This window comes from Pseudomonas bharatica CSV86 (assembly GCF_000319305.2).
GTDB classification, from domain to species: Bacteria; Pseudomonadota; Gammaproteobacteria; order Pseudomonadales; family Pseudomonadaceae; genus Aquipseudomonas; species Aquipseudomonas bharatica.
This window is the reverse complement of record NZ_AMWJ02000002.1, coordinates 2309522-2321830: the sequence shown is the minus strand read 5'-3', so window position 1 is coordinate 2321830 and position 12309 is coordinate 2309522. Positions and strand designations below refer to the sequence as shown.

Sequence of the window (12309 nt, the reverse complement as noted above, 5' to 3'; positions counted from 1 at the left end):
AAAACCACGGAAACAAAAAAGGCCCAGGTTTTCACCTAGGCCTTCTCATGTATGGCGCACTCGGCGGGATTCGAACCCACGACCCCTGCCTTCGGAGGGCAGTACTCTATCCAGCTGAGCTACGAGTGCAACGCGGGCGCCATGATACCCATCTTGGGGTATGACGTCCATCGCCTTGATCTTAGGCCGTTTTCCCCCGCACCCCGGACTATCCATATTCGATAACGGTATTTCACCACCCAGCCTTAGATCGCCTAACCTCTCGTCACAACTTGTTATAACAAGTATTCGAACAAGCGAAGAGAACCATGGCCGAACTGCTCCCCCTGTCCCCGGTACCGCTGTATTCCCAGCTCAAGGAAGTGTTGCGCGAGCGCATTCTGGACGGCACCTACCCACCGCACAGCCGCATGCCTTCGGAGAGCGAGCTGGGCAAGGCGTTCGAGGTCAGCCGGATCACCGTGCGCCAGGCGCTGGGGGACCTGCAGAAGGAAGGGCTGATCTTCAAGATCCACGGCAAGGGCACCTTCGTTGCCAAGCCCAAGGCTTTCCAGAACGTCAGCACCTTGCAGGGCCTTGCCGAATCCATGACGCAGATGGGGTACGAGGTGATCAACCGCCTGCGCAGCCTGCGCCATGTGCCGGCCAGTGCCTTGGTGGCGGCGCGCTTGCAGATCGAGGAGGGCGCGCCGGTGACCGAGATCCGCCGCGTGCGCCTGATCAACCGCGAGCCGGTGTCGCTGGAGCTGACCTGGCTGCCCCGCGCCGTCGGCGAGAAGCTGGAGAAGGCCGACCTGGTCACCCGCGACATCTTCCTGGTGCTGGAGAACGATTGCGGCATCGCCCTCGGCCACGCCGACCTGGCGATCGATGCCGTGCTGGCCGACAGCGACCTGACCCAGGCCCTCGAGGTCGAGGAGGGCTCGCCGATCATGCGCATCGAACGCCTGACCCACGCCGCCGACGGTACGCCGCTGGACTTCGAACACCTCTATTACCGTGGCGACGCCTTCCAGTATCGCCTGCGCATCGACCGCCAGAAGGGGCCCAAGGCATGAGCATCGAGACCCAGGACTACGACATCGTCATCATCGGTGGCGGCACCGCCGGGCCCATGGCCGCGATCAAGGCCAAGGAGCAGAACAAGGCGCTGCGCGTGCTGCTGCTGGACAAGGCCAACGTCAAGCGCAGCGGCGCCATCAGCATGGGCATGGACGGCCTGAACAACGCCATCATCCCCGGCCATGCCACGCCCGAGCAGTACACCAAGGAAATCACCGTGGCCAACGACGGCATCGTCAACCAGGCCGCCGTGCATGCCTACGCCACCCACAGCTTCGAAACCATCGAGCAACTCGACCGCTGGGGCGTGAAGTTCGAGAAGGACGAAACCGGCGACTACGCGGTGAAAAAGGTCCACCACATGGGCGCCTACGTGCTGCCGATGCCGGAAGGGCACGACATCAAGAAGGTGCTCTACCGCCAGCTCAAGCGCGCCCGGGTGGAAATCAGCAATCGCATGGTCTGCACCCGCATCCTCCTCGATGGCGAAGGCACCGCCGCCGGGGTACTGGGTTTCGACTGCCGCAGTGGCGAGTTCCGGGTGATCCGCGCCAAGGCCGTGGTGCTTGCCTGCGGCGCGGCCGGGCGCCTCGGCCTGCCGTCCTCGGGTTACCTGATGGGTACCTACGAGAACCCGACCAATGCCGGCGACGGTTATGCCATGGCCTATCACGCCGGGGCCGAGCTGGCGAATCTTGAGTGCTTCCAGATCAACCCGCTGATCAAGGACTACAACGGCCCGGCCTGCGCCTACGTTACCGGGCCGCTGGGTGGCTACACCGCCAACAGCAAGGGCGAGCGCTTCATCGAGTGCGACTACTGGAGTGGCCAGATGATGTGGGAGTTCCACCAGGAGCTGGAGGGCGGCAACGGGCCGGTGTTCCTCAAGCTGGATCACCTGGCCGAGGAAACCATCCAGAACATCGAGGAAATCCTGCACAGCAATGAGCGCCCGAGCCGCGGGCAGTTCCATGCCAATCGCGGGACCGACTACCGCCAGCACATGGTCGAGATGCATATCTCCGAGATCGGCTTCTGCTCCGGGCATTCGGCATCCGGGGTGTGGGTCAACGAAAAGGCCGAGACCAGCGTCAAGGGCCTATACGCGGCCGGCGACATGGCGGCGGTGCCGCACAACTACATGCTCGGCGCCTTTACCTATGGCTGGTTCGCCGGCGTCAACGCGGCGAGCTATGTCGCTGAGCGTGAGTTTGCCGAGGTGGATGTGGAGCAGGTCGAGCGCGAGCGCGAACGGGTCTTCGCGCCGCTGCACCGCGAGCACGGCCTGCCGCCGGCCCAGGTCGAGTACAAGCTGCGACGCATGGTCAACGACTACCTTCAGCCGCCCAAGGTAACCAAGAAGATGGAGATCGGCCTGGCGCGTTTTGCCGAGATCGAGCGCGACCTGGCGCAGATGAAGGCGCACAACCCCCATGAGCTGATGCGGGCGATGGAAGTCGCGGTGATCCGCGACTGCGCCGAAATGGCCGCCCGCGCCTCGTTGTTCCGCGAGGAAAGCCGCTGGGGCCTGTATCACCACCGGGTCGATTTCCCCGAGCGCAACGATGGCGAATGGTTCTGCCATTGCCATCTGAAGAAGGGCGAGGACGGGGCGATGACCAGTTTCAAGAAAGCGGTCGAGCCTTACCTGATTGCACTGGATGCCGACGAGCAGACGGCCTATGAGCGCCTGCGCGTGCGAGTCGATGCCGCCTGATTTTGCAGTGGTCTTGCGGGCCTCATCGCTGGCAAGCCAGCTCCCACAGGGACCGTGGTGCATGCAATACCTGTGGGAGCTGGCTTGCCAGCGATGAGGCCATCAGCCACACCACAAGCTTAATTGTCAGCCACAGATAGAGAGAGCCACAGGCTCCAAGGACACCGTGAAATGGCCTATCAAGCCCAGGACATCTTCTTTCGCAGCAGCGCCCCGGTGACCATCGACGAGGACAAGTGCATCGCCGAGAAAGGCTGCACCGTGTGCGTCGAGGTCTGCCCCATGGACCTTCTGGCGATCAACCCGGCCACGCAAAAGGCCTACATGGCCTTCGACGAGTGCTGGTACTGCATGCCCTGCGAAAAAGACTGCCCCACCGGCGCGGTCAAGGTGGAAATCCCCTACCTGCTGCGCTGATCCGCCAAGCGAAACGCCATCCGGCCCAACCACCGGACGCCCTGACACTGCCCCCTCGTTTCCCACCACCCGGCCCGGTGGCGGAGACGATTCCAATACCTAGATGATTCGAGGGGAAACACCATGCGCCTTGCAACAACCGTGGCCGGCCTTGCGCTGGCGATCGCCGGTCTGAACGCCCAGGCCGAAACCATTCGCGTCGCCATCGGCACCCAGGACACCACCATCAACTGCGCCACCGGCGGCCTGTTGATCCGCGAGCTGGGCCTGCTCGACAAGTACCTGCCCCACGACGGCAAGTACAAGGACGCCAAGTACCAGGTCGAATGGAAGAACTTCACCAGCGGCGCCCCGCTGACCAACGAGATGGTCGCCGGCAAGCTGGACTTCGGCGCCATGGCCGACTTCCCCGGCTCGTTCAACGGCGTCGCGCACCTCGATGCCGGCAAGCGCAGCCTGTTCATCAGCGTGCTGTCCGGCAGCGTGCATGGCAGCGGCAACGGCATCGTGGTGCCGGCGGCGTCCAGCGTGCAGTCGCTGGCCGAGCTCAAGGGCAAGACCATCTCCGTGCCCTTTGCCTCCACCGCCCACGGCATGCTCCTGCGCGCCATCGCTGCCCAGGGCTGGGACCCGCAGAAAGACGTGCGGATCATCGCCCAGGCCCCGGAGATCGCCGGCTCGGCCCTGCGCAGCAACCGCATCGAGGCCCATGCCGACTTCGTGCCGTTCGCCGAGCTGTTCCCCAACCGCGGCTTCGCCCGCAAGATCTACGACGGCGCCCAGGCCAATGCCCCGACCTTCCACGGCGCGCTGGTCGATGCCGACTACGCGAAGAAATACCCGGAAGTGGTCACTGCGTACCTGCGTGCCAGCCTCGAAGCCGACCGCCTGATCGCCGCGGAGCCTGAGAAGTACAGCGAGCTGATCGAGAAGGTCACCGGTATCGAGGCCGAGGTGAACTACCTGTTCCACGGCCCGCTCGGCCTGCAGACCCGTGACCTGACCTGGAAACCCGAATATCGCCAGGCGGTCGCCACCTCCATCGATACCCTCAAGTTGCTGAAGAAGACCGATCGCGGCCTCGACACCGACGCGTTCATCGACGATCACTACATCCGCGCCGCCTTCAAGCAGGCTGGCCAGGACTATGACGTCGCCCTGAAGAACTACGCGCCGCTGCCGCTCAAGGCCAACGACGCGCTGACCGGCAAGCCCATCACCGATTTCAGCCGCCTGGCGCAGATCTGGGTGCGTGGCGAGGACAAGGTCCGTCACTACGCCTCGCCGGAAGCCGCGCTCGGCGCCCTGGCCCAGCTGGAACAGGAGGGCAAGGATATCCGCGCCATCTACGCCCAGGCGGCGGACAGCGGCATCAAGCTGCTGGCCAACCAGGCCTGGTTCGTGCGCAACGGCCAGGGCGAACTGTCGGCCTTCCTGCTCAAGGACCAGGCCGAGCAGTACGCCAAGGCCCATGGTGGCGAGGCCGTTGACTTCGTCGATGCCAGCCGCAGGCTGGTCGCCCAGCGCTGATCGGTGGGCCCCACAAGGGGCCTGACCCTGGAGACCCCGCATGACGAGTACCTTCAAGCGCTGGCCGGTTCGCGTGCTGTCGCTGCTGGCCTGCCTGCTGTTCTGGCATGTCGCGGCGAGCAGCAAGCTGGATTTCGGCCTGTTCACCTTCACCTACGTGCCCACGCCCAGGTCGGTGCTCGATGCGGCCTGGCAACTGTTCACCTCCAGCACCCTGGTCGCGCACCTCTTCAGCAGCCTGTCGCGGGTGTTCGCCGGCTATCTGCTGGCGGCGGTGCTGGGTGTCGGCCTCGGTTTGCTGATCGGCCGCTCGAAATGGGCCGAGGACACCCTGCTGCCGCCTCTGGAAGTGCTGCGCCCGATTCCGGCTGTAGCCTGGATTCCGCTGGCGATCCTGATGTTCCCGTCGTCCGAGCTGTCCATGGTGTTCATCACCTTCACCGGCGCGCTGTTCCCGGTGCTGCTCAATACCGTGCACGGCGTCGAGGCGGTGGACCCGCGCCTGCTGGCCTCGGCCCGCAGCCTCGGCGCGGGGCGCTTCGCGATCCTGCGGGAAGTGGTGCTGCCCGGCGCACTGCCGAGCATCTTCACCGGCCTTGCCATCGGCATGGGCACCTCGTGGTTCTGCCTGGTCACCGCCGAGATGATCTCCGGGCAGTTCGGCATTGGTTACTACACCTGGGAGTCCTACACCTTGCAGAACTACCCGGACATCATCGTCGGCATGCTCCTGATCGGTGTGCTGGGCATGGGCAGCAGCGCCCTGGTCAAGCGCCTCGGCGCGCTGGCGACGCCCTGGTATCGCGTGCGGAGGGCCTCGTGATGAGCAGTTATCAACAAGCCCCGGAGCCGGGGCGGATCGATGCCCGCGGCGTATCCATCCGCCTCGGGCAAGGCAACCAGGCCTTCGAGGCGGTACAGGCGCTGGATTTCACCATCGAGCCGGGAGAGTTCGTGTGCATTCTCGGGCCATCGGGGTGCGGTAAGTCCACCTTGCTCGGTGCGCTGGCCGGGCACCTGGTGCCCAGTGCTGGCCGGCTGGAGGTGGACGGTCTGTCCGTCGCCGGGCCGTCTCCGCAGCGTGGCATGGTCTTTCAGCACCACACCCTGCTGCCGTGGCGCAGTGTGCTGGACAACGTCGCCTTCGGCCTGAAGATGCAGGGCCAGGGCAAGGCCGAGCGGCAACGTCGAGCACTGGAGATGTTGCAGCTGGTCGGCCTTGCCGATTTCGCCGAGCGCTGGCCGAGCCAGTTGTCCGGCGGCATGCAGCAGCGCGCCGAGATCGCCCGGGTGCTGATCAACCGCCCGCGCCTGTTGTTGATGGACGAGCCCTTCGGAGCCCTCGATGCCCAGACCCGTTCACGCATGCAGGAACTGCTGCTGGATATCTGGACGCGCATCCGCACCACCGTGGTCTTCGTCACCCATGACATCGACGAGGCGCTGTTCCTCGCCGATCGCATCCTGGTGATGAGCCCGCGCCCCGGGCGCTTTATCGAAGACCTGCGCCTGACCTTCTCCCGCCCGCGCCGCGCCAGCCTGCTGACCAGCCCGGAATTCACCCATCTCAAGCGTCACTGCCTGGCCCTGCTGCGCCACGAGGAGGGCCGCGAGTTGCCGCGCCTGACCCCGCTGGGCCTGCCGGACAGCGATCACCCACCGTTACGGATTGCCCTATGAGCGAAAGAACCAGCGACAACCCCGAAATCCGTGAATTGCTGCCGCGAATCAACGACGCGGACGCCGCCGTGCGCCGCATCGCCCTGATCGATCTGGCTGACCTGGAAGAACCCGACGGCCTGCCCTGGCTGACCGATGCGCTGCTGGTCGACCCTGCGCCCGAGGTGCGTGCCGAGGCCGCAAGGCTTTTGGAGGCATGGGAGGAGCCTGAAGTGGTGCAGGCGCTCTGCGCCGCGCTGGCAGACACTGCCGAGCCGGTGCGCCTGGCGGCGGCACAAAGCCTTAGCGAATTGAAAAGCCTGGAAGCAGGGCAACTGATCCTGCCCTGGGCCACGCATGCCGATGCCTTCGTTCGGGCCAGTGCCTTGCGCGCCTTGCGCGAACTGCGTCTTGAAGAGGCGGCCGGCCCGGCCTTGCTGGCGCTGGCGGATCCGGAGGCGGCGGTGCGTCGCGAAGCGGTGGGCATCCTGGGGTGGCTCAAGCATCAGCCGGCCTTGCCGGCGCTGGCACGATTGGCCGCCGAGGAGCCGGATACCGAGGTGCGGCGTGCGGCCATCGGCGCTCTCGGGCTTGGCCGCGATGCTGCGGTGCTTGCAGCGCTTATCGCCGCCTTGACGGACGACGCCTGGCAAGTGCGCGAAGAGGCGGCGACCACGCTGGGCAAGGTAGGGCAGGCAGAGGCCGGTGCGGCATTGATCGACGCCTTGCAGGACGGCTATTGGCAGGTTCGCCTGCGCGCGGCGCGTGCGCTGGGGCGTTTGCGTCATCGTCCGGCGCTGGGTGGACTGGCCGAATTGCTCGGGCATGGCATCGCCAACCTGCGCAAGGAAGCGGCGCTGGCGCTTGGCGAACTGGGCGATGCGGCGGCCTTGCCGGCCCTGCGTGAGGCCGAGGCCGACAGTGATCCGGAAGTGCGCAAGGCGGTGCGCATCGCCCTGGTCCAGTTGCAAGGCGCCGCCTGATGATCGCCCCGAGCGCGGTGCGCAACCGGCGCGAGGCGGGCGAGCTGGTCCTGCAATGGAGCGATGGCGAGCAGGTGATCAGCCATGCGCGGCTGCGGGGCGCATGCCCCTGTTCGCAATGTCGAGCGGGGCGGCTGGGCGGGCGGATCGACCTGGTCAGCGACACTGTGCGGGTGGAGCGGGTGGAAGGGCAGGGCTATGGTATCCAGCTGGTGTTCAGTGATGGGCATGAGCGGGGGATCTATCCCTGGGCCTACCTGAAGGAGCTTGGGGGTTGCTGATGGCCTCATCGCTGGCAAGCCAGCTCCCACAGGTTGGACGATCCCTGTGGGAGCTGGCTTGCCAGCGATAGGGCCAGTGAGGGCACCGCCGGTCGCCTGCCCCTACCACCCATTCCGTCAATCGTTCTTTTTTTCGAACGCCCTCTTGTCCTTTTATCGGGTTGCTCCTAGGATCTCGTTCGAGATTTCAAACGCTCGACGCCTGCGAGTGGAACATTGGCCCGGATCCGGTGCCTCATTCCTACAGGCAAGCGCCCCGCAGGGTGCTTACTCAACTACCAATAATTCGCGCCGTCCGTGCACGGTGTTCAAGGGAAGTCGACATGCAGCTCAAAGACGCTCAGTTGTTCCGTCAGCAAGCCTTCATCAACGGTGAGTGGCTGGATGCGGACAGCGGCCAGACCATCAAGGTGACCAACCCGGCCACTGGTGAAGTCATCGGTACCGTGCCGAAAATGGGCGCTGCCGAAACCCGCCGTGCCATTGAAGCCGCCGACAAGGCGCTGCCGGCCTGGCGTGCACTGACCGCCAAGGAGCGCGCCAGCAAGCTGCGCCGCTGGTTCGAGCTGATGATCGAGAACCAGGACGACCTGGCTCGCCTGATGACCACCGAGCAGGGCAAGCCGCTGGCCGAAGCCAAGGGCGAGATCGCCTACGCGGCCTCCTTCATCGAGTGGTTCGCCGAAGAAGCCAAGCGCGTCTACGGTGACGTCATTCCTGGCCACCAGCCGGACAAGCGCCTGATTGTCATCAAGCAGCCGATCGGCGTCACCGCCGCCATCACCCCGTGGAACTTCCCGGCGGCGATGATCACCCGTAAAGCCGGCCCGGCCCTGGCCGCTGGCTGCACCATGGTGCTCAAGCCCGCTTCGCAGACCCCTTACTCCGCCCTGGCCCTGGTCGAGCTGGCTACCCGTGCCGGCATCCCGGCTGGCGTGCTGAGCGTGATCACCGGCAGCGCTGGCGAAGTCGGCTCCGAACTGACCGGCAACCCGCTGGTGCGCAAGCTGTCCTTCACCGGTTCGACCGAAATCGGCCGCCAGCTGATGGAAGAATGCGCCAAGGACATCAAGAAGGTTTCCCTGGAACTGGGCGGTAACGCACCGTTCATCGTGTTCGACGACGCCGACCTGGATAAGGCCGTCGAAGGCGCGATCATCTCCAAGTACCGCAACAACGGCCAGACCTGCGTCTGCGCCAACCGCATCTACGTGCAGGACGGTGTCTACGACGCCTTCGCCGAGAAGCTCAAAGCCGCGGTCGCCAAGCTGAAGATCGGCAACGGTCTGGAAGAAGGCACCACCACCGGCCCGCTGATCGACGGCAAGGCCGTGGCCAAGGTCCAGGAGCACATCGACGACGCCGTCTCCAAGGGCGCCAAGGTGCTGTCCGGTGGCAAGCTGATCGAAGGCAACTTCTTCGAGCCGACCATCCTGGTCGATGTACCGAAGACCGCTGCCGTCGCCAAGGAAGAAACCTTCGGCCCGCTGGCGCCGCTGTTCCGCTTCAAGGACGAGGCCGAAGTCATCGCCATGTCCAACGACACCGAATTCGGCCTGGCATCGTACTTCTACGCCCGTGACATGAGCCGCGTGTTCCGTGTCGCCGAAGCGCTGGAATACGGCATGGTCGGCATCAACACCGGCCTGATCTCCAACGAGGTCGCGCCGTTCGGTGGTATCAAGGCGTCGGGCCTGGGCCGTGAAGGCTCCAAGTACGGCATCGAGGACTACCTGGAAATCAAATACCTGTGCCTCAGCATCTGAGTCGCGGTTAAGGCTTTACCTCTGCCAGCGGGGCGCGAGAGCGACGTCTCGCTGGCCTTTTTTACACAGGAACACCCGGCGGCCGGGCCATTGCAGCAGTCGATCAACGCATGCTGCCTGCAATGACTCCCGGCCACCCTCTTGAACTCGCCGTCCAATCGGCGAATTGAGGACTCTATGAGCAAGACCAACGAATCCCTGATGCAGCGTCGCGTCAACGCCGTTCCCCGTGGCGTAGGCCAGATCCACCCGATCTTCGTCGATACCGCGAAGAACGCGACCGTGGTCGACGTTGAAGGCCGCGAACTGATCGACTTCGCCGGCGGCATCGCAGTACTGAACACCGGCCACCTGCACCCGAAAGTGGTCGCGGCAGTCCAGGAACAACTGACCAAGGTCAGCCACACCTGCTTCCAGGTCCTGGCCTACGAGCCTTACGTCGAGCTGTGCGAGAAGATCAACGCGCGCGTGCCAGGCGACTTCGCCAAGAAGACCCTGCTGGTCACCACCGGCTCCGAAGCCGTCGAGAACGCCGTCAAGATCGCCCGTGCCGCCACTGGCCGCGCTGGCGTGATCGCCTTCACCGGCGGCTACCACGGTCGCACCATGATGACCCTGGGCCTGACCGGCAAGGTCGTGCCTTACTCCGCAGGCATGGGCCTGATGCCAGGCGGCATCTTCCGCGCGCTGTTCCCGAACGAGCTGCACGGTGTGAGCGTCGACGAGTCGATCGCCTCCATCGAACGCATCTTCAAGAACGACGCCGAGCCGCGTGACATCGCTGCCATCATCATCGAGCCGGTACAGGGCGAAGGCGGTTTCCTGCCTGCTCCGAAAGAGCTGATGAAGCGCCTGCGCGCCCTGTGCGACCAGCACGGCATCCTTCTGATCGCCGACGAAGTGCAGACCGGCGCTGGCCGTACCGGCACCTTCTTCGCCATGGAACAGATGGGCGTTGCGCCTGACCTGACCACCTTCGCCAAATCCATCGCTGGCGGCTTCCCGCTGGCTGGTGTGTGCGGCAAGGCCGAGTACATGGACGCCATCGCCCCGGGCGGCCTGGGCGGCACCTACGCTGGTTCGCCGATCGCTTGCGCCGCGGCCCTGGCCGTGATCGAAGTGTTCGAGGAAGAGAAACTGCTGGAGCGCAGCCAGGCTGTTGGCGAGCGTCTGGTTACCGGCCTGAAGGCTATCCAGGCCAAGCACCCGATCATTGGTGACGTGCGTGCCCTGGGCTCGATGATCGCGGTGGAAGTCTTCGAGAAAGGCACCCACACCCCGAACGCTGCTGCCGTCAACGCAGTGGTCGCCAAGGCACGTGACAAGGGCCTGATCCTGCTGTCCTGCGGCACCTACGGCAACGTCCTGCGGATCCTGGTTCCGCTGACCGCCGAAGACGCGCTGCTGGACAAAGGCCTGGCGATCATCGAAGAGTGCTTCGCCGAACTTGCCTGATTTGTGATGCGCTAGAGAAAAAACCCGCTTCGGCGGGTTTTTTTTCGCCTGCGTGATGAACTTTGAGCGCTAAGGTTTCTAAGGATTACAGGAGATGTCCTGGAAGGTACGCTGGAACGCGTGATGGCCGTAAGGAGATTCCAATGACTGCTGTAGACCCCGCCACCTCGCCCAAGGTGATGATCGCCGAGGGAGACCCCTGGGTGCGGGACATGCTGACCCAGATGCTGCTCAGTGTGCGTTGTGACGCCGAAGTGAAAGTCTGCGCCAATGGCAACGAAGCGCTGGAGGGCCTCTCGGGCAAGCCCGACCTGATTATCGCTGCCCGCGAACTGCCCGGCCTGGACGGCCTGGAACTGCTGCGCAAGGTGCGCTCGCGGCCGCGCACGCCGGCGTTGCCGTTCATCATCATCAGCAGCCGCAGCGACGTGACCAGTGTGCGCGAGGCACTGCCGCTGGCGCCGACGGCCTACCTGACCAAGCCGCTCAACCTCGATGCGCTGCGCCAGCGTCTTGAAGAACAGCTGCTCAAGGGCAGCGGGCCGATTGCCTGCGAAGTGCCGCCGTTGCGCGCCGGGGTGACGCTGTCGCGCTTCATCGAGGAGCACCGCGCGGTGGCCGACGGCGGGCCGCTGTTCGCCGACGTGCAGCAGGCGATCAAGCGCGCGTTGAATCCGCAGGGCCTGGACCTGCGATTGCTGGAAGAGGAAGTGCGCAGCGACCCGCAGATCACCGCCGTGCTGATCGCCGCGGCCAACAGCGCAGCCTTGCATCGCGAGGGCGGGGTGCAGACCCTGCTGCAGGCGCTGAACAAGCTCGGCACGACCCAAAGCATGAACCTGATCCTCGGCCTGACTCTCAAGCGCAGCGCCAGGCTCAGCGACCCGGTGCTGGGGCGTTACGCCGAGCAGTACTGGCAGCTTTCGCTACGCACCGCGGAATACGGGCGCAAGCTGGCGCAAATGCTCGAACTGGATTACGAGCGCTGCTATTGCGCCGGGTTGCTGCATTGCCTGGGTGACCTGGCGCTGCTGCGCTGCCTTCAGGAATGGCGGCTGGCCGGTGGCGAGCTGGATGAAAACGAGGTCGAGGTGGCGTTGAACCAGGCGGGTGCCGCTTATGGCTCGGCCCTGCGCACGCGATGGCGCCTGCCGCTGGAACTGCGTGAGCTGATCGCGGCGGTTTATCAACTGGGCGGCGGGGTGTATTCCCGGGAGGACCTGGTAATGAACCTGGCCGGGCAGATGGCGCGGCTGGCGACGGAGGACGGGTTGGAGGAGCTGGCGGCCGGCAAGACGGCGCGGTTGCTCAAGGTCGGGCGGGCGGAGCTGGCGCGGTTGCGCAAGGAATAGGATTCTTTATTGATCTTCCGGGCCCTATCGCTGGCAAGCCAGCTCCCACAACCTGGGAGCTGGCTTGCCAGCGATAGGGCCCGAAAG

The 12309-nt window shown here is 65.0% G+C and carries 11 protein-coding genes and 1 tRNA gene; 11 read left to right on the top strand and 1 reads right to left on the bottom strand.

From position 1 onward, the window contains the following. Window positions 1-52: 52 nt before the first annotated feature. A tRNA-Arg gene (locus tag CSV86_RS24460) sits at window positions 53-129 on the bottom strand. A 179-nt stretch (window positions 130-308) separates the two neighbouring features. On the opposite strand from CSV86_RS24460, the gene CSV86_RS24455 reads away from it, so the two are divergent. The 11 genes from CSV86_RS24455 to CSV86_RS24405 all read left to right on the top strand — a co-directional run bounded on the left by CSV86_RS24455 (window position 309) and on the right by CSV86_RS24405 (window position 12222). After that, window positions 309-1058, top strand: a complete 750-nt coding sequence (locus CSV86_RS24455) for a GntR family transcriptional regulator (RefSeq protein WP_009400167.1) — start codon at window positions 309-311, stop codon at window positions 1056-1058. Continuing rightward, on the top strand, window positions 1055-2779 hold the full coding sequence (locus CSV86_RS24450; RefSeq protein WP_009400168.1) for a fumarate reductase/succinate dehydrogenase flavoprotein subunit: 1725 nt from the start codon (window positions 1055-1057) through the stop codon (window positions 2777-2779). The genes CSV86_RS24455 and CSV86_RS24450 overlap by 4 nt, the downstream gene beginning before the upstream one ends. 171 nt (window positions 2780-2950) lie before the next feature. Further along, window positions 2951-3196, top strand: a complete 246-nt coding sequence (locus tag CSV86_RS24445; protein WP_009400169.1) for a 4Fe-4S dicluster domain-containing protein — start codon at window positions 2951-2953, stop codon at window positions 3194-3196. A gap of 123 nt (window positions 3197-3319) precedes the next feature. Continuing rightward, on the top strand, window positions 3320-4726 hold the full coding sequence (locus CSV86_RS24440; protein ID WP_009400171.1) for an ABC transporter substrate-binding protein: 1407 nt from the start codon (window positions 3320-3322) through the stop codon (window positions 4724-4726). Between the two features lie 40 nt (window positions 4727-4766). After that, window positions 4767-5549: an ABC transporter permease gene (locus tag CSV86_RS24435; RefSeq protein ID WP_009400173.1), complete on the top strand. Its 783-nt coding sequence runs from the start codon at window positions 4767-4769 to the stop codon at window positions 5547-5549. Next, window positions 5549-6406: an ABC transporter ATP-binding protein gene (locus CSV86_RS24430; protein WP_009400175.1), complete on the top strand. Its 858-nt coding sequence runs from the start codon at window positions 5549-5551 to the stop codon at window positions 6404-6406. Before CSV86_RS24435 ends, CSV86_RS24430 begins: the two co-directional genes overlap by 1 nt. Next, complete coding sequence (locus CSV86_RS24425; RefSeq protein WP_009400178.1) at window positions 6403-7368, top strand: HEAT repeat domain-containing protein; 966 nt, start codon at window positions 6403-6405, stop codon at window positions 7366-7368. Before CSV86_RS24430 ends, CSV86_RS24425 begins: the two co-directional genes overlap by 4 nt. Then, a complete protein-coding gene (locus tag CSV86_RS24420; RefSeq protein WP_009400179.1) occupies window positions 7368-7649 on the top strand; it encodes a DUF971 domain-containing protein in 282 nt (93 codons plus the stop codon). The genes CSV86_RS24425 and CSV86_RS24420 overlap by 1 nt, the downstream gene beginning before the upstream one ends. Before the next feature lie 323 nt (window positions 7650-7972). Beyond that, on the top strand, window positions 7973-9415 hold the full coding sequence (gene gabD / locus CSV86_RS24415; protein WP_009400182.1) for an NADP-dependent succinate-semialdehyde dehydrogenase: 1443 nt from the start codon (window positions 7973-7975) through the stop codon (window positions 9413-9415). 177 nt (window positions 9416-9592) lie between these two features. Beyond that, entirely contained in the window at window positions 9593-10870 is a 1278-nt protein-coding gene (gene gabT, locus CSV86_RS24410; protein ID WP_009400183.1) for a 4-aminobutyrate--2-oxoglutarate transaminase, read from the top strand. A gap of 143 nt (window positions 10871-11013) precedes the next feature. Continuing rightward, window positions 11014-12222 carry a response regulator gene (locus tag CSV86_RS24405; protein ID WP_009400184.1) on the top strand — a complete coding sequence of 403 codons (1209 nt, stop codon included), beginning with the start codon at window positions 11014-11016 and terminating at the stop codon, window positions 12220-12222. Window positions 12223-12309 lie beyond the last annotated feature (87 nt).